Here is a 22,345-nt window from a genome sequence, read left to right as displayed (position 1 = left end):
GCTAGTCGGTGCGAGCGGTCATCGCGGATTTCTTGGCTTTGTTTCCGCAGATGTTCATCGAGCACCAGCGTCGGTTGTTGCCGCGACTGGTGTCGACGTAGAGGCCGGTGCACCCGTCGCCCTGGCAGGCTTTGACGCGGTCCCGGTCGGCTCCACCGAGCACCGCGATCGCGTCGGCAGCCACTATCGACAAAGCGTCGCGGATCGGATTGTCTCCGGCTGATTTCCAGAGGGCCCGGCCACTCTCGAGGACGAGGTGGGCATCACCGAGCTCGGATGCGGTGTTGACGATCCCGACATCGGTGCGTGAGGCACGGCGGTTCTCGCACACGGCGGTTCCGATGCGATGAATGGCCTCACGTAAATCCTGCGCGCCGCGGAGGTCGTCTTCTGTCGCGGTTGCGGGGGCGTCCATCAGATCGTTGGCGCGTAACCATAATTCGAGTCGCTGCGGGCTCGTGAGTCGTTCGAACCTCGAGCCGTTCCGATTGGTGAGGGTGGCGGTGAAGCGGAATGCGAGCGTGTCGTTGTCGAGTCGAAACACGTCCCGAGCGGATTGATCAGCTCCTGCTTCGTTCACTTTCGTCCTCCTTCGTGGCGAACCATCTCAACCGGTTCGACAGCAACTGTACCCGTGTGAGAGTCTTGAACCGTCTTAGATGGTTCAGCACTTTCGAGAGGGAAATCCATGACTTCTGTTTCCGTGGTCGGCTTGGGCGCGATGGGCCGTCCCATCGCTCGAAATCTACTGGGCGCAGGCTTCGACGTGACGGTGTGGAATCGCAGCCCTGAAGCGGTAGCCGAACTGGTCGAGGAAGGGGCGATCGGCGCGAAAACCGTTGCCGAGGCATTCCAGTCCGGTGTTGTGCTGTCGATGTTGGCAGATGATTCGGCCGTGTCTTCGGCCATTCTGGATCCCGCCGTCCTCGCATCCGTTCCGAGTGGAACCGTGCACGTCAACATGGCCACCGTCAGCGTCGACCTTGCCAAGCGCGCCGCCGCACTGCACGCCGAGTACGGCATCGGGTACATCGCGGCGCCGGTGTTCGGACGCGTTTCTGTTGCTCAGGCTGGCCAGTTGAACATCATCGCCGCCGGCGACAGTTCCCTCCTCGAGCGAGTGCAACCCTTCCTCGACGTCATCGGTGCTCGCACGTGGCCACAAGGTGAGCGTCCGGAGCAGGCCAACATCGTCAAGATCATCGGCAATTACCTCATCCTCGCCGCGATTCAATCCTTGGGCGAGGCAATCACATTGGGGGAGAGGTCAGGTGTGGACGGAAGCCAACTCGTAGAACTGCTGACCTCGACGATCTTCCCGGGGCCGGTCTACTCCAGCTACGGAAACCTCGTCGCGACGCGTCAGTACGAGCCTGCAGGATTCACCACAGCTCTGGGCCTCAAGGATTTGAGGCTTGCGCTCGACGCCGCCGACAGCGTCGATCTGGATTTGCCGTTCGGTGGCGTACTTCGAGGCGTGCTCGCTCAGGCTCTGGCGAACGGTCAGGGCGAGATGGACTGGGCGTCTATTGCAGAACTGGTCCGTTCCGGCCAGTCGGGTGAAGGCAGTCCCGAAACACCGACGAGGTGAGCTCGAACTCGGACGGGACGGCGACTTCGGCACTGGCGGAGACCGATTCCGTCCGGACACTACCGCTGGCCGGGTTGTCGGCACTCGCAATGGCAGGCTTCATAGCGATCACAACCGAAACCATGCCGGCCGGACTACTGGTGCAGATCCGGTCAGGGTTGTCCGTATCGGTCTCCGGCGCAGGGCAATTGGTCACCGCATACGCATTGGGTTCCGTCGTCGGGGCGGTACCACTGATCGCATTGACCCGAGGATTGCGACGGCGTGCTGTCCTTGTGTCGGCGATTCTGGGGTTCGGTGTCTTCAATCTGGTGACAGCGCTTTCGTCGAATCTTGTTCTCACCTTGGGTGTTCGGTTTCTGGCAGGTATGGCGGCAGGTGTGGTGTGGGGGTTGCTTGCCGGGTACGCACGCAGGATGTCGCCCCCTCACCTGCAGGGGCGGGCCGTTGCGGTTGCCTCCGTCGGACAGCCGATCGCGTTGGCAATCGGCGTTCCGATGGGGGCGTGGCTCGGGACCCTGGCCGATTGGCGCGTCGTCTTCGCCGTGATGTCGGTTACTGCGCTACTTCTGGTCGCGTGGATACTCACGGTGATGCCGGACTTTCCCGGGCAACAAGCGGATCGGCAGCTGCCGGTGTGGAAAGTCTTGGTCCTGCCTGGCGTACGACCGATTCTGTTTGTCGCGTTCTTGTGGATCCTCGCGCACAACATCGTGTACACGTATCTGGCGGCGTTTCTGGATCGCATCGGTTTCGGCGATCGGTTGGGAATCGTCTTGTTCGTGTTCGGACTTTTCGCCTTCGTGGGCATCGGTGTGGTCGGGGTGTTCGTCGATCGGGCCCTTCGAAGTCTCACCGTGCTGAGCTTGGTGGTCTTTGCCGCAGCTTTGACGGCGTTGGGCGTCGGCGGTGACAGCTTCGCTGTGATCGCACTCAGCGTTGCGGCGTGGGGCGTGGCATTTGGAGGCGCTCCCACTCTCCTTCAGGCGGCGCTCGCGGATACGACGGGCGACGCTGTGGACACTGCGCAATCGGTTTTCGTGACGATCTTCAATTCGGCGATCGCAGCGGGCGGCGTCGTAGGCGGGCTGATCTTGGCGGACAGGGGTGCGGGAGCATTGCCGTTGGTTTCGCTGGTGCTGATCGTCGTCGGTGTTCTTGTGGTCAGTATCCGACAATTCGGACATGGCTTGTGATTCACTTCACGCATGCGGAAGTCATTGTTGGTGGTTGCGCTGGTTGCTGGTTGGTTTGTCGTAGGGGCGATGCCCGCGGGGGCGGCGGATGCGAATTGGTCCGGTGATTACTCGCTCGAGCGCTTCGCCGCGACCAAGACGGGCACAAGTCTGGCCGCCAGCCAGTGGGAGCCGGATTTCTCCGATACATACACGTTCGAGACGGATTGCTCGAGCGGAGTCTGTATCGCCACAGTGGTCGGCGGTCCGGCTCCCGCCAATCCGACGTTGCCGCAGCCTGCTCGATACACCTGGGACGGAACCAGTTGGGTGCACCCCTATGACTGGGAGTGGGATTGCTACCAGGGGGAGGGCGTGCCCAAGGTGTGGGCACCGGCGCACTCCGAGGCGTATTACACGCCTCAGCCCGATGGCAGTCTGAAAGGTTCGTGGCGTACCGACATCAAGAGTGGTCCCTGCGCGGGATCGGTGATCATGCGCGTCGAGGCGTACCCGGTCGGTCGGTCTACCGGATCTTTCGGTAGTTGAGAACGATCGGCGACTGGATGGTGTTGAAACAAATCTGAGGCGGCGGGAATTGATCGAGCCCCATGCACGTTAATTGAGTCAGTAACGCTCAACTTTCTGCAAGGAGGCTTCGGAATGCCAGCATTCTTCGGGCCCGAGGGTCCCGGTCGCATCGATATTTCCCGGCTCATGAGCAGGGCCACCCAGCAACTCATGGCTGACGCTGCACGTGTAGCGGCTGCTCGCGGTGATTCGGATCTCGATGCACTGCACGTTCTCCGCGTCATGGCGGAGCAGGATCCGGTCCGCACGCTCATGCAGCGCGCCGGAGCCGACCCGAAATCCGTGGTCGACGCCGTCGACCTGCGGCTGCCACAAGGCCGTGAGCAGGGGGGCTACTCTGCTCCTGCGCTCAGCAGTGCCGTGAAAACCGCTCTACTCGAGGCTCATCAACTGGCCCGAGCCCTGGGATCGACGTACATCGACCCCGAACATCTCTTCATCGCCCTGGCCGGTGACCCCGATCATGTTCCGGGTCGTCTGCTCGCTTCGGCCGGCATCACGCCGGAGAAGCTGCAGGCAGCGGTTCAGAATCCCGCAGCCGGTCCAGTCGAAGACGAGTCCACCACACCGACGCTCGACAAGTACGGCATCGATCTCACCGATCGCGCCCGCAACGGCGGCGTCGATCCGGTGATCGGCCGCGCCGACGAGATCGAACAGACCATCGAGATCCTCTCCCGCCGCACCAAGAACAACCCGGTCCTGGTGGGTGAGGCCGGCGTCGGCAAGACTGCCATCGTCGAAGGTCTCGCCCAGCGCATCGTCGACGGGGATGTCCCGGAATCGTTGGTGGGCAAGAAGATCGTCCAGCTCGAACTCTCGAGCATGGTCTCGGGTACCCGTTACCGCGGTGACTTCGAGGAACGGCTGACCAAGGTGATCGACGAGATCACCGCACACAAGGACGAGCTGATCGTCTTCATCGACGAGATGCACACCATCGCCGGTGCCGGAGGCGGCGCAGACGGTGCGATGGACGCCGGAAACATCCTCAAGCCCAAGCTCGCTCGCGGTGAACTGCACATCGTCGGCGCCACCACGCTCGACGAATACCGCAAGAACATCGAGAAGGATCCCGCGCTCGAGCGGCGCTTCCAGCCCGTACAGGTCGGAGAGCCGTCGATCGAGGACGCAATCGCGATCTTGAGCGGACTGCGCAGTCGGTACGAGGATCACCACAAGGTGCACTACACCGACGAGGCGATCACCGCTGCGGTGGAGCTGTCGGCACGTTACATCGGCGACAGGTTCTTGCCGGACAAGGCAATCGACCTGATCGACCAGGCCGGCGCCAGGCTTCGCTTGAAGACGGCCACGGTAGACACCGCTGCGCTGCAGCAGCGTCTCGAGCAGCTCGAGAGCGACAAGGAAAAAGCCGTCGCCGACGAGTTGTACGAGAAGGCGTCGACCCTGCGTGACGAGATCAACGGCGTCGCAAAGCGTCTCGAGAAGGCAGGATCCTCGGTTCCTTCCGAGGAAACGCCGGACGTGACCGCTGAACAAATCGCCGAAGTTGTCGCTCGCGCAACGGGTATTCCGGCAAGCCAGATGACTCAGGCAGAGAAAGATCGCCTGCGCCGTCTGGAAGAGGAACTGCACGGTCGTGTCATCGGGCAAGATGACGCCGTTCGCGCAATCGCGCGTGCCGTGCGTCGTAGCCGTACCGGTATGAGCGATCCGGATCGTCCCGTCGGTAGCTTCCTGTTCCTCGGACCCACTGGCGTCGGCAAGACGGAGCTCGCAAAAGCTCTGGCTGCCACACTCTTCGGAGATGAGAACAAGATGCTGCGCTTCGACATGAGTGAGTTCGGTGAGAGGCACACGGTCAGCCGATTGGTCGGTGCTCCTCCCGGATACGTCGGCTACGGCGAGGCCGGACAGCTCACGGAACAGGTGCGTCGTAACCCGTACTCGGTGATCCTGCTCGACGAGATCGAAAAGGCACACCCGGACGTGTTCAACACCTTGCTCCAGGTGCTCGACGACGGGCGTCTGACCGACGGTCAGGGTCGGACGGTGGACTTCAAGAACACCGTCGTGATCATGACCAGCAATCTCGGCTCGGACATCATCTCGAGCAAGTCCGGTGGACTCGGCTTCACCACGGGTGATGCAGAGTCGGCGGAGAAGCCACTGCGCGACCGCGTGATGGCCAGGTTGCGCGAATCGATGCGGCCGGAGTTCCTCAACCGTATCGACGAGATCGTGATCTTCCGCAAGCTCGACACCGAGCAACTGCACCGGATTACTGATCTGCTGCTCGACGACAGCCGGAAGCGGCTGCAGTCCAAGGGCATCGAGATCGAGTTCACTGCCGACGCGGTGGACTGGATCGCCGAGCACGGGCATCAGCCCGAGTTCGGGGCTCGCCCGTTGCGTCGTTCGATTCAGCGTGTGGTCGACGACAAGATCGCCGACATGCTGCTCGACGATCTCCTCGAAGAGGGCGGCAGTATCACCGTCGCGGTTGACGAGGGTGAGTTGGTGTTCAGCTAGGGGCACAGCCCCCTGTGAGCGGTTAGGGAGTCCCAGGACTCCCTAACCGCTCACACGCGCGTAGCGCCCAAAATCTCCGCCGCCAGGGCGTCGTTGTGCCGGAAAAACCCCGCATTGGTACGGGGACGAGGGAAAGCCGCCGACCAGTTGTGGCCTGCAACCCACGGCCCGGCCGCGAAGCGGCGAGGATGAGCTGTGTTGTTCTGGTCGAGAATTCGTGAAGTACCGTCGACGGCGAGCTTCGCCGAACTGTCCACGGTCGCACGAAGTTCGACTGCCTCACCCCGACCGTGAAGCGTCCGCAGGAGCGAGTCACCGCTCGCGCTGATGGACGCAACCGGCAAGCGTGCTTCGACGAGGGTGTTCGCGGCCACGATGTCGGTGTGCGACGCACTGCGAGCGACAAAGATCCCAGCCCCCGTTGCCGGGTCGATCTCGGTGGAGAACGCTGAATCCGGCCCGAGGAATTGGACGATGCCCGCCTCGTTGAGGGCGATCAACTGTTCCAAACGCTCGGGCGGCGGACCACTGGCGATGAAGCTGAAGAACGAATGAAGCCAACCCTCGACGTCCTTGGCGACGGATTCGGCCGGGATTCTGCCGCGCCGCAACAATTCTCCGACGGTCATGTACGTCGACAGCAGCGCTGAGAAGACAGCCGCGTCGGCGCTGAAATACGGGTCCGACCTCCGCGCGACATCCGCCGAGATGTATTCGGTGATCCGGGATTGGACCTCGGCAAGCCCGTCGTAGCGCTCACCGCCGAGTGGGCGGTTCAGCCGCTCGAGATCGATACGGTCTTCCGGCTTCGGGACTGCGTTCTCGACCAGTTCCTGCAATCGAGGCGATCCCCAAGCCAGCGAGGCGAATTCGGCGTCGAACTCCTCCCAGGTGCCCACTGTCCGATCCGGGTGAGATGCGAACAGCTCGTAATAGTGGGCGCCTGCCAGTTCTTTCGACGCCAAGGGCCAGATGTCGTTTCGGAAATCCAACGGTCCGTCGCCGGGAACGAGATCAGCGGTGAAGAACCGCGGTAGCGGTGGCCGCGCGTCAGCGATCGAGTACGAAATCTTGGAATGATACGGCACTCCGCGACGAGATCCGGCATACAACAGGGGTTCCCGACCCGAGGGAGCGTAAGTGAGGACGTCGTCTTCACCGCGTTCGAAGATGCCGCCACGGCTCTCGGCGAGGAGAACCATCCAGTCGATGAAAGCCAGCCCGAGTCCGGCGATCAGAACCGGTTCGCCTTCGGGAATGACATCGGCGTCGAGATCGGCAGTGTAGCCCGGACCCACATACGTCAACCCGTGATCGGACGCGAAGCTGGTCAGCGCGGTTTCGCGTGGGGCAGGCAACGCATCGGGGTGCCCTTGTGCGAGAAGGACGGTCGTCGCGTCGATGACAGCTCCGTCGTCCAGATGAACTGTCTGTGTCTCGCCGACGTTCACGATGTCGACCACGGATCGTCGATGAACTCGAACGTCGACGTGCGCTGGCGCGGAGTCGACTGCAGTCTCGAACACCCAGTTCAGGTATCGGCTCTGCAGTGACCTCGATGCAAACGACGACGGGGTGAGCGTCGGAACTTCTGCTGCGATTTCTGGGAATTCGGCAAGCTCAGCCGAGCGCTCGGCGACCCATTCCGCGAGGGTCGGACCCGGCAGCACCGGGCCGATCACGGCGGTGGTCTCGTCGGTGAACATCGTGACGTCCGCGGTTGTCGAATTCATCCACAGAAGCGGCGCCTGGCTGCCTCGCCAAATACGGCCGGCGCCTGCCGGATACGGGTCGACAACGTGAATGTCGATCGGTGTGGGATCGGCGTTCACCGATTCGTGAGCGAGGATCCGCTCGAGTACGCCGGTTCCGCGGGGTCCACCACCCACGATCACGATGACAGCTGCTGTCCCCACTGAGGTACGGGGTCGATCGCCTGGCACGAGTCCTCCATCGGACCTGGCAGAAAGCACCCGCACCTCAGCAGAGGGGGTTGCTGCGACGTCACGGAGCCAGGACTCTCGATCGCTCTGGATGGTTAGTCCAGCTTATCTTCGGAGAATCGTGAGGCAAGGAATTCCGGACATCAGATCAGCGTGAATCAAACAGTTGTCAATCACTATCTTTCGGTTTGCGTTGCAGGCAGGATCCGAGCGTGAACATCCCCGAAGCCGATTCGTGATCCGCCGACGCCGGGAGCGGTGGCTGAGATGGCGATGGTGTCGCCGTCTTCGAGAAAGGTACGGGTCTCGGAGCCCACAGCTACGGGTTCCTTGCCGCCCCACGTCAACTCGATGAAGGCGCCGCGCTGATCTTTGTCCGGTCCGGAAATGGTTCCGGACGCGAAGAGATCGCCGGTGCTCGCTGCTGCGCCGTTGATGGTGGTGTGCGCGAGCATCTGCGCAGGCGACCAGTACATCTGGGCGTAGGGCGGCCGGGAGACGACGTGACCGTTCCATTCGACGGCCAGCTCGATGTCCAGCCCCCACTTCTCTTCACCACGCAGATAGGAAAGCGGTTCGGGATCCTGCACCGGAGTGTCGATTCGGGCTGCTTCGAGAGCGAGCAAGGGAACGACCCACGGTGAGATGGAGGTCGCGAAACTCTTCCCCAGGTTCGGACCGAGGGGCACGTACTCCCACGCCTGGATGTCTCGGGCAGACCAGTCGTTCACGACGACGGCGCCGAAGACGTGCTCGGCAAATTCGTCCGGGGTGATGGAATCGCCCATCTTCGAGGGAGTTCCGACGATGAATCCCATCTCGGCTTCGATGTCGAGGCGCCGGGACGGTCCGAAGTCCGGGCTTTCCTGATCGGGTGCCTTCCGCTGTCCGCAGGGACGAACGATGTCGGTGCCGGAGACGACGACGGTGCTCGAGCGCCCGTGGTATCCGACGGGAAGATGCTTCCAGTTCGGCATCAAGGGGGCTGCGTCCGGGCGGAACAACCGCCCGAGGTTGGTTGCGTGATTCTCCGAGGCGTAGAAGTCGACGTAATCGGCCACTGCGATCGGCAAATGCATTGTCACCGAATCAACGGAAAACACTGCATTCGAGTCTATTTCGCTAGTCACGAGCTCCGTGATCCGGTTTCGCACCGATACCCACTGATCTCGTCCCTGAGCCATGAACGCGTTCAAAGTCGGTTCGGAGAAGACGGAATCACCCAGTGTCGCTGCGAGATCGACCACCGATTCGGCGACGCGCACACCGACACGCGGTAACCCTCCCGCGGGGGAGAAGACCCCGTACGGCAGATTGTCGAGACCGAACAGTGAGTCGGCGGGAATGTCGATGGTCGTGACAGTCATACGAGAGTTCCTTCGGTTTTGTCGGAGCGGACGATCAACCCGAGGCCTTCCAGCTCGGTCAGAGGGTCCGAGATGCTGCAGGTACCGAACGAGAGGAATCGGCGACGCACCTCGCCGGCCTCGTCCTCGGTGAGGTCGGCCAGGGCTTGCGCGATCGATTTTCCATCGCGCTGAGACAGTGCAGCAACAATTTCCGAACGATCGGCGCCCCGCCTCGCCGCGTCGACGGCCACCATGATGTTGAGGAAGCCGTGTTGCTCGAAGCCTGTTTCCGGATCGGTGTTGCGCACGCCGTGGTGCAGTCCCGCAGTCGCCTTGAACGGGATATTGGCTCGGACAACGGATATCACCGCATCGGCGAGCTCTTCCTCGTTCGGGTACGCCTCGGCGACAATCCCGCCGGTGCGAAACTTTGCGGAATGCCCGGCAGTTTCGAGAGCTGCCAGATAGCCCGCGCGCCGATCACCTCGAGGCACCTCGACAAAAATGTCGACGTCGGGATGAGCGGCATGGACACGAGCGATTTCCTCGAAGGCCGCATCGGCGTCCAACCCGTCTGGAATTCCCACCTCGACGGCGGCGACGTGAACACCAGGGATGGCGAGCGCGTTCGAGAGTGCGGCCGCCGTATCGGATGGGCCGGCCGGCACGGTCAGGCTCAGCGTCACCGGGCTGTCCGCTGAAACGTACGCAGCCAGTTCGCCCAGTCGCGGTGCGGGAAAAACGAAAGGCCCGACCAGTGCGTCGTAATCCGCCTGCAGGTAGGCGGCGTGGGCCGGAATTGCTTCGGCGAGAGGAGCATTGCCGGGTGGGAAAAGTGCTGCGTCGTCGCACAGGCCGCGCAGGAGTGGGGAGATGATCGTCATTGCCGAGGCCCCCGCCCTGCCCAACTCCAGGCGTACGCTTCGTCCTCGCAGGCAAGGGCTCCCTCACCCAATTCGAGGGGCCGGAACGTATCGACCATCACGGCGAGCTCGTCGAAGAACTCGGCGCCGATGCTCCGCTCGTAGGCGCCGGGTTGTGGTCCGTGGGCGTGGCCGCCGGGATGAATCGATATCGAACCCTGACCGATGCCGGAACCCTTGCGCGCCTCGTAGTCACCGCCGCAGTAGAACATGATCTCGTCCGAGTCGACGTTCGAGTGGTAGTACGGCACCGGGATCGACAGGGGGTGGTAGTCGACCTTGCGCGGAACGAAGTTGCAGATCACGAAGTTGTTTCCCTCGAACGCCTGGTGGGCCGGCGGCGGTTGGTGAACACGGCCCGTGATCGGCTCGTAGTCGGAGATGTTGAAGGTGTACGGGTACAGGCAGCCGTCCCAGCCGACGACATCGAAAGGGTGCGTGGGATAAACCATTCGGGTGCCGACGATGCCCGCCGACGTTCGGTGCTTGACCAGTACCTCGACGTCGGTTCCTTCGGCGATCATGGGCGCGATCGGTCCGTGCAGGTCTCGTTCACAGAACGGTGCGTTCTCGAGCAGCTGGCCGAAGCGGGAAAGATAGCGCTTGGGCGGGACGATGTGACTGTTCGCCTCGATGGCGTAGGCACGAAGTGGCTTGTCACCCTTGGGGATCCATCGATGCGTTGTGGACATCGGGATCAGGACGTAGTCACCTTCACTGGCCTCGAGTGCACCGAAGACGGTCTCGACGGTCGCCTCGCCAGATTCGATGTAGACCATCTCGTCGCCGATTGCGTTGCGATACAGGGGAGATGGCGCTGCCGCAACGACGTAGGACAATCGCACGTCGGCATTTCCGAGGATGAGACGACGGCCGGTTACCACGTCGGTCTCGTTCCAGGTGCTTTCGGGAAACAGCGTGTGGAGTTTCAGATGGCGCGGTTTGAGGGGATGGTTGGGGGTTGTGCTCTGATCGCGCAGTTCCCAGACCGTTGCGTCGACGATGGCCGACGGGATCTCGCGGTGGTACAGCAACGAAGAATCCGAGGAGAAACCTTCCTCTCCCATCAGCTCTTCGTAGTAGAGGTTGCCGGACTCGTCACGGTGTTGGGTGTGACGCTTCGGTGGGATGTTGCCGAGTTGTCGATAGAACGCCATGACGGGGCTCCTTCTGTGCTGTTCTGCCTGGCTCACCTCCACCAGATAGTAAACACATTAACTAAAATGATGTGATGAGCGCAACCCTCCAAGGGGTTCGGGTCTATGTCAGTTACGTCCGCGTACGTCGAACTGGCTGCGGTTGGTGATCAGTTTGTCCAGGAGCATGACAAGAATTCGTTGTTCGGCCTCGCTCAGGACGCTTACCCAGGCGTGTTCGCGTTCGTTCTGCTCGCGAAAGGCTTCGACCATGGCTTCTCGGCCCTTGTCGGTCAGGTACAGCTGGACGGAACGGCCGTCGTTCTCGGTGGGCCGACGATCGATCAATCCGTCTGCCAGCAGCGACTTGGACAGATTGGAGACCGCTGCCCTACTCATGCCGGTGAGCTCGGCGGCAGCCTTCGGCTCGATCGGACCGGCCAGCCAGGTGACGAACAACAGCCTGAAGGAGGACCATGACCAGCCGCGAGGGCGGTGGATCGACGACTCGAGATCGTAGGTGACCACGTTGGAAGCCCGATTGAGTGTCAGTAGTACCTCGGTGGCCAGCTGGTCGCGAAAGCCGTGTTCGGTGGCCAGTCGCTTGTTGGCCAGTTCGATGAACGACCAGAAGTTCAGCACGCCGACGGTTGGCTGGTCATCGGTTGTCCGGTCAGTCATGGACTAACCCTAGCGCGATCTGCAGTTGATTAATCCGTGTATTAGATATCGGGGTTACGATGAAACTTCGCAACCCGGCACTGCGGTCAGGATTCTGAACTATCGTGACGCGCGTGACTGCGCGCAGCGACGAGTTTCCCTTGGACGTCGACCTCATGTCGGTGGGGCAACTCGAGCGGAGAGGACGACTGACCACGGCGGTGGTCGAGATGCTGGCCGAGATGCCGTCGGATCGAATCCAGATGAAAGACGTCTCGGAGCGTTCAGGCGTCGCACTCGGAACGCTGTATCGCTACTTTCCGACCAAACAGCAACTTCTGGCTGCGGCGATGACGGCGTGGAGCGGTCTCGAATCGGTCCGTCGTCCTGAGAAGTTGCGGGCAGACGGTGGCGAGAACAACGCGTACGAGCGGGTTCTGGCACTTCATCGCCGCGAGATGAAGGCATTCGAGCGTAGGCCCTACTTCGCTCGGTTGGAGATCGAACTCCATTCGTCCTCGGATCAGTTCGTGATCGAGTCGTTGGATCTGCGCGCAGCGGCACATCGGAGAATGCTGTTCGAGTTGATGGACGGCGTCCCGGCCGAGACGGCGAGGGTTGCGGCCGTGGCAATAGGCGGCACGATGTTGACGGCCCTTGCGCTGTGGACCAGTGGCCGGATCGGATTCGCAGAGGCCCAGCGGAACGTCGAAGACGTCATCGGACTGGTAATTCGCTGAACGGTTGCAACCTAGAATTCAGTTCTTGTTTCTGCTGTCATGAACGCGAATTATCGCTTCGGCTTCGTGAAAACGACGACGCAGGACGAGACCTTACCTAGAATTCACTTACAAATATGTCGGGTGTCCGATCCAGGGATCGACGTATCCGTGAACTGTGAAAGTGAGTCGCAATGAAGCGCTCGTACCGAGTCCGCGCTCGAATCTGGATGGTTGTCCTGGCGTCGGCGACGCTGGTGGTGACGGGGTGCGCCGGTAGCAGCCAAGGTACGACCACGGATGCATCGGACGTGACGGTCGGAGTTGTCGGTGACCAGAACAACGGGGGAGAGCCGCGATCGGGTGGCACCGTGTCGTTTGCCACCTACAACGGGATCAGCAGTCTCGATCCGGCTGACCGTCAGGACGGCGGCGCTACCGGTGGTAGCGAAATGGCAGCCATCTACGACCTTCTCATGCGCTTCGATACGGCGGCGGGCGAATACGTCCCCCACTTGGCGCAGTCCTTGTCGGCCAACGGCGACAACACGGTGTGGACACTGAAATTGCGCGACGGCGTCACCTTCAGCGACGGCACTCCGATGGACAGTGCGGCAGTCCTGTGGAGCATCGATCACTATCTGCAGAAGAAGGGAACTCACGCGCTGGTATGGAAGACCGCTGTGCGCGAGACGAATTCACCGGATCCGAGTACGGTCGTCTTTGCATTGGCGCAGCCGTGGGACGAGTTCCCGATCACGTTCACCACCGGTCCCGGCATGATCGTCGCGCCCTCGTCGATGGCTACCGGCACGTTCACCCCGATCGGGGCAGGCCCGTTCACCGTCGAGAAGTTCGCCTCCCAGGACGAATTGGTGCTCGCTGCCCGTCCGACGTACTGGGACGGGGCGCCGTACCTCGAGAAGTTGCGCTTTCCCGCAATCGTCAACGAGAAGAGCAAACTGGAAGGATTGCACACCGACGGAATCCAGGTTGCCTATCTGAAGTCTCCCGACTTCATTCACGAGGCTTTCGAAGCCGGTGATCCCGGATTTGTGTACTCGGCCAGCATGGCCGGAGTTCTGGCAATCAATCAGCGCGACGATCGGGCAGCGAAGGACGAGCGCGTGCGTAAGGCGATTGTCGCTGCGGTGGACCCGAATACGTTCAACGAGCGAGTTCAGGGCGGCTTCGGCGAACCCGGCACCGACATGTTCGCGTCGTGGTCGCAGTGGCACGGATCGGTGGCCGGGAACGGCTTCGACCCCGAGGCGGCCAAGAAGTATCTCGCCGAGGCGAAGGCGGACGGTTACGACGGAAAACTGACGTACGTCGGGATGAACGATCCGGCGACGCAGCGCAGCGCACTGACGTTTCAGTCGCTCTTGCAGGCAGTGGGTTTCACGGTCGACATCACCTACGCAACCAGCATCAACGATCTGATTTCCATGCTGTACGCAAAGCATGACTACGACGTGTCCTACTTCGCGTTCAACGTGCTGGAAGAGTCACCGTTCGTGCGTATGTACGGCAACCTGTTCAGCGAATCGCCGTCGAACATCCTCGGTTACAAGAACGCTCGGATGGACGAGTTGCTCGGCAAGCTGCAAACAGCGTCGGGCGAGGATGAGCGGCGAGCCGTCATCGACGATATTCAGACCGTGGTCAACGAGACGGCGCCGATGGCCGTGGTCAACTCCGGCAAGGTCTTCATTCCGTGGCGCGAGAACGTGCACGGAGTGACCCCGAGTGCGGACGGGATTCTGCTCTTCGGCAATACGTGGTTGAGCTGACCCCGTGCGCCTTTTTGGTAGTGCCCACTACCAAAAAGGCGCACAGGGGCTTTGCCCCTATAGCTCCGCTCGTACCAACTTCGCGGCTTCGACGAGGTTACGCAGTGACGCCTCGACCTCGACGGAACCGCGGGTCTTCAAACCGCAGTCCGGGTTGACCCACAACCGCTCGACAGGAACAGCTTTGAGTGCCTCACGCAGGGATTCGGCAATCTCGTCGACGCTCGGCACCCGCGGCGAGTGGATGTCGTAGACACCCGGGCCGACGCCGAGGTCGAACCCGACCGAACTGAGATCGTCGAGGACCTCCATGTGTGAGCGCGCCGCCTCGATGGACGTGACGTCCGCGTCGAGGCCGGCGATGGCGCCGATCACCGCTCCGAACTCGGAGTAGCACAGGTGCGTGTGGATCGCGGTGGAATCCGCGACGCCCGAGGTAGCCAACCGGAAGGCGCCGACCGACCAGTCCAGGTAGGCGCGCTGATCCTCGGCACGCAGTGGGAGTAGTTCTCGTAGAGCCGGTTCGTCAACCTGGATGATTCCGATTCCGGCGGCCTGCAGGTCGACGGTCTCGTCTCGAATGGCCAGTGCGACTTGATTTGCCGAGTCGGCGAGGGGTTGGTCGTCGCGGACGAACGACCAGGCCAGAATGGTGACGGGTCCGGTGAGCATGCCCTTGACCGGCTTGTCGGTCAGGGACTGCGCGTACGTGATCCAGTCGACGGTCATCTGTTTCGGGCGGGAGACGTCGCCGTACAGAATCGGCGGACGCACGCAGCGGGTGCCGTACGACTGGACCCAACCGTTGGCGGTGGCGAAGAATCCGTCCAACTGCTCCGCGAAGTACTGGACCATGTCGTTGCGTTCCGGCTCACCGTGAACAAGAACGTCCAGGTCCAGCTTTTCCTGGAGCGCAACAACTTCGGCAACTTCGGCGCGCATACGGTTGACGTACTCGGCTTCGTCGATCTCGCCCTTGCGCAGTGCTGCGCGAGCGATGCGGATCTTCGAGGTTTGCGGGTACGAACCGATAGTCGTCGTGGGCAGCGGCGGCAGAGAAAGCAGTTCGTCCTGGGCAGCGCGACGTTCGGCGGCGGGCGCGCGACCGGTCGCCGAGTTCAGCACGGCGGCCAGGCGTCCCCGAACACTCGCATCATTGAGTCTGCGATCGTCCTTGCGGGTCGACGCGGCCGCTCGTGCCAGAGCGAACTCGTCCTCCACCGACTCTCGGCCCTGTGTGAGAGCGGTTGCGAGAGTTATTACTTCCTTGACCTTCTCGGTGCCGAACGCGAGCCACGAGCGCAGGGCCTTGTCGACATCGGCCTCTGCGTCGAGAGTGTACGGAACATGCAGCAGGGAGCACGATGTGGAGACGGCAAGAGTATCCACGCTGCCCAACAGAGCACCCAACGTGCTCAGTGCCGAATCCAGATCCGACCGCCAGATGTTTCGTCCGTCGACCACACCGGCGACGACCAGTTTGCGGGCGAGTTCGGGGACGGAGCCGATCGAATCCTGACCGGCCACCAGGTCGACGGCAAATCCTTCGACGCCGGTGGACGCAAGCGCGGGCAGCGCCTCACGCAGCGAACCGAAGTACGACGCCAACAGGATCGACGGCCGCTCGGACAGCGCTGAAAGCTGTTCGTACGCAGCGCGTGCCGCTTCGATTTCCTCGTCGGTGCGATCGCCCACGAGGGCCGGTTCGTCGAGCTGAACCCAGCTCGCACCGGCCTTCGCGAGCTGACCGAGTAGATCCGCGTAGAGGGGGAGTAGTTCTTCGAGTCGCGAGAGCAGCGGCTCGTCGGTGCCGACAGCCTTCGAGAGCAGCAGGAAGGTGACCGGTCCGATGACGACCGGGCGGGCTGCAATGCCGTCGGAAAGTGCTTCTGCCAGTTCGGACAAGACCTTGGACGGGTCGAGTGCGAACGTGGTGGACGGCGAGATCTCCGGCACCAGGTAGTGGTAGTTGGTGTCGAACCACTTCGTCATTTCGAGCGGCGCGATGGTGTCCGTCCCACGGGCAGCAGCAAAGTAGCGGTCCAACGGATCGGCGACCGACGCGACGCGGTCGGGCAGCGCGCCGAGAAGAACTGCGGTGTCGAGCATCTGGTCGTAGAAGGAGAAGGTATTGACCGGGACGGAGTCGAGGCCCAGGTCACGGAGGTCGGCCAAGCCCTGCCGACGGAGGTCACGGGCGACAGCCTGCAGGGCGTCGGCGTCGATGCGCCCTGCCCAGTAGCTTTCGGTTGCCCGCTTGAGTTCTCGATGAGGACCGATGCGCGGTGAGCCCAGCACGGTCGAAGTGAATGTTGTTGTCACGGAGTTTCTCCAGATTGCCAATGCATTGATGGCCACTGCCGGCAGACGGGTACACCTCACGAGACCCCGAGTTTCAGCGGGCAGCACTGCCCGCACCGCACACGAGGTCCGATGGAGATCTACACGCCCATTCCACGAGGCGGTGGACCGTCGGGCACGGCGTGCCCGACACAGTCGGCAGGTCTTCGGACTCGCGGGCACTCGATCGAGTTGGATCGAACCTACTGGCCGTCGCTTCCCAGGCGGATGCCCAGTGCACATGAACGGCGGTCGTTCCTGCTTACCGCTGCGGGACAGTCCCGGATTTTCACCGGGTTCCCTCTCGCCCCGACAGCTTGCGCTGACGGAGCTTCGACGCCGGGACCGGTCTTCGGGGCTCCTCATGACCGTGCCGGGCGAACCAGCTGCATCGACCAGCATAAGGCCAACCCTCCCTGAGCAGTCAAGGAGAGTCGGCGAAGGGCGCTATGCGCGTGACATGTAGGAATTCGAGTCCGGTGGTACGCGCGGAAGATTTTCGGAGGAACGTAGATTCTCCGCCATTTCGACAAGCAGATCCTGTGAAGACGGTGAGAGGTCGACGACACGGGAGGTGAGGTTCCGCAGGCGCACGTTGTGCAGCTGTTCGAGGAGGGAGAGGTCTGCCTCGCCACCTGAGATCGCGGGCGGAGTGTGATCGGACGGGGCGTAGAAGTAGTCCGGATGGACGTTGAAGAAGTGGGCGAGGGCGGCAACCACTTCGGGTGACGGATTGGTTCGGACGCCGGTGCGCAGTTGCGACAGGTACGGCGTGGAGATACGGCAGCCGAACTCGGTCATGCCGCGAACGACCATCGCGTTGGTGACGTGAAAGTCGGCAGTCTCGAACAGCGAGTTCAAGCGATCGTTGAACTGGTTCGACATGAGACGTCCCTTCCCCCGCTACGCACAGGCTCCGTCGGTTCAATTAACTGCATCATAGCCAGGTATCGAACGATTAGCTGTTTCGGATTCTCGCGAAGCGGTCGTTTGCAGGGAAAATCCCTAGGGTAGAAGGTCCCTACTTTGAGTGATCTGGACAAATCGCCATCACGAATCGAACGGCGAACTATTTGCCGGGGAAGGCGATTCCAGACGCGCGGATCAGAGCCAGCCGTTCGACTCGGCGATTCTGACGGCTTCCGCGCGCGTCGACGCACCCGTCTTACCCATCGCGGATGACAGATGATTTCGAACTGTCCCGGCAGACAGGAAGAGCGCCCCTGCGATGGCTGCCACGGGTGCGCCGTCGTGAGCGGCGCGCAGTACTTGGGTCTCACGCTCCGTCAGGGGCGACTCGCCGCTGACGAGGCTGTCGGCCGCAAGGGTAGGATCGACGACGCGCAGTCCGGCGTGGACACGCCTGACCGCGTCGGCAAGCTGCCTGGCGGGGGTGTCCTTGACGACGAACCCGCCGGCCCCGGCGTGCAGGGCTTTACGAAGAAATCCGGGACGGCCGAACGTGGTGACGATCAGAACCCGGGTGTCGGGCGCTGCCTCGCGAAGGGCCGCCGTCGCGGCGATTCCGTCCATGCCGGGCATCTCGACGTCCAGAAGCGCGACGTCCGGGCGGTGTTCGAGAACGGCGGACACCACCTCGTCGCCGCGACCGACCTCGGCCACCACGGACAGGTCGGATTCCAGATCGAGCAGCGCGGCCAAAGCTCCTCGCACGAGCGCCTGATCGTCCGCCAAGAGCAGCCGTATGGTTGCTCGATCGCCCTGGCTGTTCACTCTGTCTCCTGTTCGACTACCTGAAGTGCAAACCCCTGCGGCTGGGGATGAGTGATGATCACTCGTGCGCCCGACGCTCCGGCGCGCTCGCGCAATCCGATCAGACCGTTTCCGGAAGACGTCGACTCGGCCCCTCGTCCGTCGTCGACGACCGACGCACTATTCTCGTCGACCGTGATCCGGCAGTGGGTCGCACCGCTGTGTCGAACGACGTTGGTGACGCCCTCACGGATCGTCCATGCAAAGAGTTCCCGAAGACGCGTGGGAACCATGTCGGTGCTGCTCGGCACGTCGTCTTCGATACCTGCCGCACGCAAAGCCTCTCGCGCTCGGGCTATCTCGACGGGTAGCGAAATCCCACGAAATCCTTCGACGGCCGAGCGCACGTCTGCCAACGCGTCACGAGAAAGTCTTTCGAGGTCGTCGAGTTCGTTGCGCGCACGTTCGATATCGACATCGAGTAGGCGATTGGCCAGTTCGGCTTTGATCGTGATGACGGTCAGCGAGTGCCCGAGGATGTCGTGCAGATCGCGCGCCATCCTCGTTCGCTCCTCCATGATTGCCCGCTGCTCCTGCTCTTCGCGTTCATGGAGTATGGCGAAGTTGCGGCTGATCAGGGACATGATTCCCCAGGTCGCGAACGCGGCCGCGCAGACTCCGAGTGAGAGTCCGGAGTAGTTCCCCCATCCGGACGAGAGGCTGACTATCTCCACGGAGGCCGCGAACACCAAGGCGAGAATGCCGCCGGCGACGGTCGGCAACAGTGTCACCGCTGTCACCGCGAGGTACGGTGCTGCTGCCAAACCTGTCGGCCCGACGCTCACGATCATCACGGCGGCCAACGCGGTCAAGGCGGACAGAGCCAGTGCAGCTTCGCGAATCGTCGGCCGAGTCATTGTCATTCGACGCCGCTGCTGCGTTGTGGCGAACGTGTAGAGATAGAGCGCACTGAAGGCGACCGTCGCGAGAATCCCTGTCCAGCCGCGCAGTTCGTCGCGCAGATTCCATCCCTCGATCAGCGGCCCGCCGAGAAATACCATCCAGACCGCCGCGAAGAGAACGCCGAAACGATTCCGCTGCGGGAGCGCGACGGAATCTTCTCGGTCAGTCGTTTGCGACAACTACACACGCTCCGTATCTCGTTGGAACCGCCAGATCGCTCCGCCGGCGAAGATGGCGAACCACACCAGGATATTGACGATCCAGGTCCAGTGAATGCTATTGCCCGTCAACGGTGCGTGGGCGAGGGCGTTGATGCCGAACATCGGGGTGAACTGTGCGATGGTCGCCCATAGGGAACCGTCGGTGAGTGGTACGAAGAGTCCGCCGCCGAATGCGAGCAGAGCCAGTCCCGGTCCGAGCAACTGCATGACGTTCTCACTGGGGAGTAGGTACCCCATGAACAGGCCGAAGGCCGCGAAGATCGACGATCCCAGCCAGGCGATCAATGCCGTTGTGAACCAGAGTGATCCGTCCATCTGCGCTGAGGTGAACGCGCCGACGACGTAGACCACGAGAATCGAGACGAGACCGAGCAGCATCGCCATGATCAGTTTGACGGCGATGTAGGCGACCGGGGTCAGGGGAGTCAGCCGAAGTTGTCGGCTCCACCCGGACGCTCGTTCGATCGAGACCATCGCGCCGCCGCTGGTGGTGGCCAGCATCGCGCCGTACAGGGCCATGCTGATCATGATGTACGCGGCGACATTGCCGTGCCCGATCCCGTGGTCGTCGTCGCCTTGACCGAGACCGAAGACGAGGAAGAAGACAACCGGCATGACGAGCGTGAAGATCATCGTGCGCCGGTTGCGAGTCAGGCGACGAAATTCCAGTCGCAGTAGCGTCGTGTTGAATCCGCCGAGAGGTACGACGGTTCGCTCGGCTCCGTAGGTGTTCGCTTCGGTTGCAGTGGTCATCACTTCTGTCCTTCGGAGTTGTTCGACGTGAGTGCGATGAATGCGTCTTCGAGGCCACGCGAGACGATTTCGAGATCGCGAGCCTGCGTATTGGTCAACAGGAACCGTGCAACGGCATCGGTGTCACCCGAGTGCACGAGCAGCGACTCACCGCGCACCTCGACGGCGTCGGAGTTCGGTATGGCTCGCAGGAGTTCGTCGGTGATGCCTGGAACAGTCGCGCGCAGGGTGCGTCCGGACGCCATCGCCTTGACCTCGGCGGTGGTCCCGTCTGCGACCACGGTGCCTTGCCTGACCAGGATGATGCGGTCGGCGTAGACATCGGCCTCTTCGAGGTAGTGCGTCGCAAAAAGCACAGTGCGACCGTGATCTGCGTCGGCGCGGATGGCGGACCAAAAGTCCCGACGCCCTTCGACGTCCATACCGGTGGTGGGCTCGTCGAGAATGAGCAATTGCGGGTTCGACAGCAACGCCATCGCAAATCGCAACCGCTGTTGTTGTCCGCCTGAGCATTTGCTGACCAGGCGATCGGAGATGTCGAGGATTCCGGCTCTCCCCAGCACTTCGTCGACCGGACGGGATTGGGAGTACAGGCTGGCGGTCAGCTGCACAGTCTCGGCCACCGTCAGCTCTTTCAGTAGTCCGCCGGTCTGCATGACTGCCGAGACGAGTCCGCGGGCAATCGCCGATCGAGGTGACATTCCGAAGACGCTCACCTCGCCTGACGTCGGCCGGGACAGGCCGAGGATCATGTCGATGGTTGTCGTCTTGCCTGCGCCGTTCGGGCCGAGGAACGCGACGATCTCGCCGGGGCGGATGCTCAGGTCGATACCTTTGACGGCGTCGACGGTTCCGAAACTCTTGCGAAGTCCGGTCAACCGGACGGCGTCGTGTGCCGATCCTTCAGTGAGTGTGTGCAGTGCCTGTGGTGAATGCCGTGCCTGTGTTGAGGTCATACATAGAATCTGCTCGCTTCGAGGTCGTGATCCCTCGTCCGTCCGTCATTCTTCTGCCATGACATTTGTCATCGGGTCGGCCGGTATCTGTTTCGGTGCAACCTGGCCGAGGCGCGCGAGGACCAACCCCGCGATGATTGCTGCGCCACCTACAGCTTGGAGTGCGGTGACGGATTCCCCGACCAGGATCCACGCGGCGACGACCGCGCACAGCACTTCGGTCAGCGCTACCAGAGACCCGATTGTCGGCCCCAGCAGCGTGATCGCGGCGATGCCGGTGAGATAGGCAATGACAGTGCTGACCAGGACCAGGACCACCACCGGCAGCCACACGTTCACCGAATGGTCTGCCACGACGGCGTTCGAGGCCGAGAAATGGAGGGGGAGGACGCCTACGAGTCCGAGCGCGCCGATGACCACTGCACTGACCGTGAGCCCCGATGCCGCGAGCACAACAGGATGGAGATCACCGTCCGCACGTTCGGAAATGACGAAATAGACTGCAAGGCATGCCGCGGCGGCCAGTCCCCAGGCGACTCCGACGGCACTGATCTCTGCCGATCCGAAGACGTCGATCACCACGGCGGCGCCGATCAAGGCCACCGCCGCACCGAGAAGCGTCTGCACGCTCGGACGCGCGCCCTTGGTCATCCACACCCACCCGATGACGATGATCGGTGCAAGGTACTCGAGAAGCAATGCGACGCCGACCGAAAGATGTTGCACGGCATTGAAGAAGCACAGTTGAACGCCCGAGATCGCGAAGACCCCGTACAGCAGTACCGTTCGCGTGTGGGTGCTCACCTGTCGTAGGCGAGGCCATTGGGTGGCTAAGGCGATCACCATCATCACCAGTGCGCCGCCGGCAACGCGCGCGAACACTGCGCCGCCGGGGGACCACCCTGATTCGATGAGAGATTTCGCGAACGGGCCCGATACGCCGAACGTTGCCGCGGACAGCAGAGCGAAGATCAAGCCGTTGCGAGAGTTCACGTCGTCACCCGTCAGGAGTAAAAGCGATTA

At 62.3% G+C, this 22,345-nt stretch carries 19 protein-coding genes and 1 riboswitch; of the genes, 6 read left to right on the top strand and 13 right to left on the bottom strand.

Going from position 1 to position 22,345, the window contains the following annotated elements; all coding sequences use genetic code 11:
* Window position 1 precedes the first annotated feature (1 nt).
* The gene (locus tag RHP72_RS22920) at window positions 2-580 is read right to left on the bottom strand and encodes a CGNR zinc finger domain-containing protein (protein ID WP_311093842.1); all 579 of its coding nucleotides are present in this window, start codon (window positions 578-580) and stop codon (window positions 2-4) included.
* A 108-nt stretch (window positions 581-688) separates the two neighbouring features.
* Here RHP72_RS22920 and RHP72_RS22915 point away from each other — a divergent pair, with 108 nt between their 5' ends.
* The 4 genes from RHP72_RS22915 (at window position 689) to RHP72_RS22900 (ending at window position 5,853) form a co-directional block, all read left to right on the top strand.
* Window positions 689-1,591, top strand: a complete 903-nt coding sequence (locus RHP72_RS22915; RefSeq protein ID WP_003939725.1) for an NAD(P)-dependent oxidoreductase — start codon at window positions 689-691, stop codon at window positions 1,589-1,591.
* On the top strand, window positions 1,588-2,787 hold the full coding sequence (locus RHP72_RS22910; RefSeq protein WP_311093841.1) for an MFS transporter: 1,200 nt from the start codon (window positions 1,588-1,590) through the stop codon (window positions 2,785-2,787). Before RHP72_RS22915 ends, RHP72_RS22910 begins: the two co-directional genes overlap by 4 nt.
* A 12-nt stretch (window positions 2,788-2,799) precedes the next feature.
* A complete protein-coding gene (locus RHP72_RS22905; protein WP_311093840.1) occupies window positions 2,800-3,315 on the top strand; it encodes a hypothetical protein in 516 nt (171 codons plus the stop codon).
* A 114-nt stretch (window positions 3,316-3,429) separates the two neighbouring features.
* Window positions 3,430-5,853 carry an ATP-dependent Clp protease ATP-binding subunit gene (locus tag RHP72_RS22900; protein WP_058037788.1) on the top strand — a complete coding sequence of 808 codons (2,424 nt, stop codon included), beginning with the start codon at window positions 3,430-3,432 and terminating at the stop codon, window positions 5,851-5,853.
* 50 nt (window positions 5,854-5,903) lie between these two features.
* Here RHP72_RS22900 and RHP72_RS22895 read toward each other — a convergent pair whose 3' ends face one another.
* The 5 genes from RHP72_RS22895 to RHP72_RS22875 form a co-directional block, all read right to left on the bottom strand.
* Entirely contained in the window at window positions 5,904-7,796 is a 1,893-nt protein-coding gene (locus tag RHP72_RS22895) for an FAD/NAD(P)-binding protein (RefSeq protein WP_311093839.1), read from the bottom strand.
* A gap of 176 nt (window positions 7,797-7,972) precedes the next feature.
* A complete protein-coding gene (gene fahA / locus RHP72_RS22890) occupies window positions 7,973-9,163 on the bottom strand; it encodes a fumarylacetoacetase (RefSeq protein WP_063315875.1) in 1,191 nt (396 codons plus the stop codon).
* Complete coding sequence (locus RHP72_RS22885) at window positions 9,160-10,029, bottom strand: hypothetical protein (RefSeq protein WP_063315876.1); 870 nt, start codon at window positions 10,027-10,029, stop codon at window positions 9,160-9,162. The genes fahA and RHP72_RS22885 overlap by 4 nt, the downstream gene beginning before the upstream one ends.
* Entirely contained in the window at window positions 10,026-11,225 is a 1,200-nt protein-coding gene (locus RHP72_RS22880) for a homogentisate 1,2-dioxygenase (protein WP_030535304.1), read from the bottom strand. Before RHP72_RS22880 ends, RHP72_RS22885 begins: the two co-directional genes overlap by 4 nt.
* 108 nt (window positions 11,226-11,333) lie before the next feature.
* Entirely contained in the window at window positions 11,334-11,885 is a 552-nt protein-coding gene (locus RHP72_RS22875) for a MarR family winged helix-turn-helix transcriptional regulator (RefSeq protein WP_003939926.1), read from the bottom strand.
* Window positions 11,886-11,989: 104 nt separating this feature from the next.
* Here RHP72_RS22875 and RHP72_RS22870 point away from each other — a divergent pair, with 104 nt between their 5' ends.
* Together RHP72_RS22870 and RHP72_RS22865 are read left to right on the top strand one after the other, a co-directional pair.
* On the top strand, window positions 11,990-12,604 hold the full coding sequence (locus tag RHP72_RS22870) for a TetR/AcrR family transcriptional regulator (RefSeq protein WP_003939912.1): 615 nt from the start codon (window positions 11,990-11,992) through the stop codon (window positions 12,602-12,604).
* A gap of 173 nt (window positions 12,605-12,777) precedes the next feature.
* The gene (locus tag RHP72_RS22865) at window positions 12,778-14,376 is read left to right on the top strand and encodes an ABC transporter substrate-binding protein (protein WP_311093838.1); all 1,599 of its coding nucleotides are present in this window, start codon (window positions 12,778-12,780) and stop codon (window positions 14,374-14,376) included.
* Window positions 14,377-14,433: 57 nt separating this feature from the next.
* On the opposite strand, the gene metE is transcribed toward RHP72_RS22865, so the two are convergent.
* The 7 genes from metE to RHP72_RS22830 all read right to left on the bottom strand — a co-directional run bounded on the left by metE (window position 14,434) and on the right by RHP72_RS22830 (window position 22,315).
* Complete coding sequence (gene metE / locus RHP72_RS22860; protein ID WP_311093836.1) at window positions 14,434-16,698, bottom strand: 5-methyltetrahydropteroyltriglutamate--homocysteine S-methyltransferase; 2,265 nt, start codon at window positions 16,696-16,698, stop codon at window positions 14,434-14,436.
* 158 nt (window positions 16,699-16,856) lie between these two features.
* A riboswitch (cobalamin riboswitch) is annotated at window positions 16,857-17,058 on the bottom strand.
* Window positions 17,059-17,163: 105 nt separating this feature from the next.
* Complete coding sequence (locus RHP72_RS22855; protein ID WP_030535308.1) at window positions 17,164-17,601, bottom strand: helix-turn-helix domain-containing protein; 438 nt, start codon at window positions 17,599-17,601, stop codon at window positions 17,164-17,166.
* A gap of 219 nt (window positions 17,602-17,820) precedes the next feature.
* Complete coding sequence (locus tag RHP72_RS22850) at window positions 17,821-18,450, bottom strand: response regulator transcription factor (RefSeq protein ID WP_003940330.1); 630 nt, start codon at window positions 18,448-18,450, stop codon at window positions 17,821-17,823.
* Window positions 18,447-19,571 carry a histidine kinase gene (locus tag RHP72_RS22845; protein WP_311093835.1) on the bottom strand — a complete coding sequence of 375 codons (1,125 nt, stop codon included), beginning with the start codon at window positions 19,569-19,571 and terminating at the stop codon, window positions 18,447-18,449. The genes RHP72_RS22850 and RHP72_RS22845 overlap by 4 nt, the downstream gene beginning before the upstream one ends.
* Window positions 19,572-20,366 carry an ABC transporter permease gene (locus RHP72_RS22840; RefSeq protein WP_311093834.1) on the bottom strand — a complete coding sequence of 265 codons (795 nt, stop codon included), beginning with the start codon at window positions 20,364-20,366 and terminating at the stop codon, window positions 19,572-19,574.
* Window positions 20,366-21,322 carry an ABC transporter ATP-binding protein gene (locus RHP72_RS22835; RefSeq protein ID WP_003940598.1) on the bottom strand — a complete coding sequence of 319 codons (957 nt, stop codon included), beginning with the start codon at window positions 21,320-21,322 and terminating at the stop codon, window positions 20,366-20,368. Before RHP72_RS22835 ends, RHP72_RS22840 begins: the two co-directional genes overlap by 1 nt.
* Before the next feature lie 45 nt (window positions 21,323-21,367).
* Window positions 21,368-22,315 carry an EamA family transporter gene (locus RHP72_RS22830; protein ID WP_311093833.1) on the bottom strand — a complete coding sequence of 316 codons (948 nt, stop codon included), beginning with the start codon at window positions 22,313-22,315 and terminating at the stop codon, window positions 21,368-21,370.
* Between the last annotated feature and the right edge of the window lie 30 nt (window positions 22,316-22,345).

The organism is Rhodococcus sp. SG20037, assembly GCF_031763325.1.
Taxonomy (GTDB): Bacteria; Actinomycetota; Actinomycetes; order Mycobacteriales; family Mycobacteriaceae; genus Rhodococcus_F; species Rhodococcus_F qingshengii.
Note: the sequence above shows the minus strand (reverse complement) of the source record. Positions and strands in the feature narration are given on the sequence as shown.

Excerpts from the sequence above, each read along its gene's own strand:
- RHP72_RS22900 (WP_058037788.1), top strand. The coding sequence starts at position 3,430 with ATGCCAGCATTCTTCGGGCCCGAGGGTCCCGGTCGCATCGATATTTCC.
- RHP72_RS22880 (WP_030535304.1), bottom strand. The coding sequence starts at position 11,225 with ATGGCGTTCTATCGACAACTCGGCAACATCCCACCGAAGCGTCACACC.
- RHP72_RS22840 (WP_311093834.1), bottom strand. The coding sequence starts at position 20,366 with ATGACCACTGCAACCGAAGCGAACACCTACGGAGCCGAGCGAACCGTC.
- fahA (WP_063315875.1), bottom strand. The coding sequence starts at position 9,163 with ATGACTGTCACGACCATCGACATTCCCGCCGACTCACTGTTCGGTCTC.
- RHP72_RS22835 (WP_003940598.1), bottom strand. The coding sequence starts at position 21,322 with ATGACCTCAACACAGGCACGGCATTCACCACAGGCACTGCACACACTC.
- RHP72_RS22915 (WP_003939725.1), top strand. The coding sequence starts at position 689 with ATGACTTCTGTTTCCGTGGTCGGCTTGGGCGCGATGGGCCGTCCCATC.
- RHP72_RS22905 (WP_311093840.1), top strand. The coding sequence starts at position 2,800 with ATGCGGAAGTCATTGTTGGTGGTTGCGCTGGTTGCTGGTTGGTTTGTC.
- RHP72_RS22875 (WP_003939926.1), bottom strand. The coding sequence starts at position 11,885 with ATGACTGACCGGACAACCGATGACCAGCCAACCGTCGGCGTGCTGAAC.
- RHP72_RS22865 (WP_311093838.1), top strand. The coding sequence starts at position 12,778 with ATGAAGCGCTCGTACCGAGTCCGCGCTCGAATCTGGATGGTTGTCCTG.
- RHP72_RS22885 (WP_063315876.1), bottom strand. The coding sequence starts at position 10,029 with ATGACGATCATCTCCCCACTCCTGCGCGGCCTGTGCGACGACGCAGCA.
- RHP72_RS22855 (WP_030535308.1), bottom strand. The coding sequence starts at position 17,601 with ATGTCGAACCAGTTCAACGATCGCTTGAACTCGCTGTTCGAGACTGCC.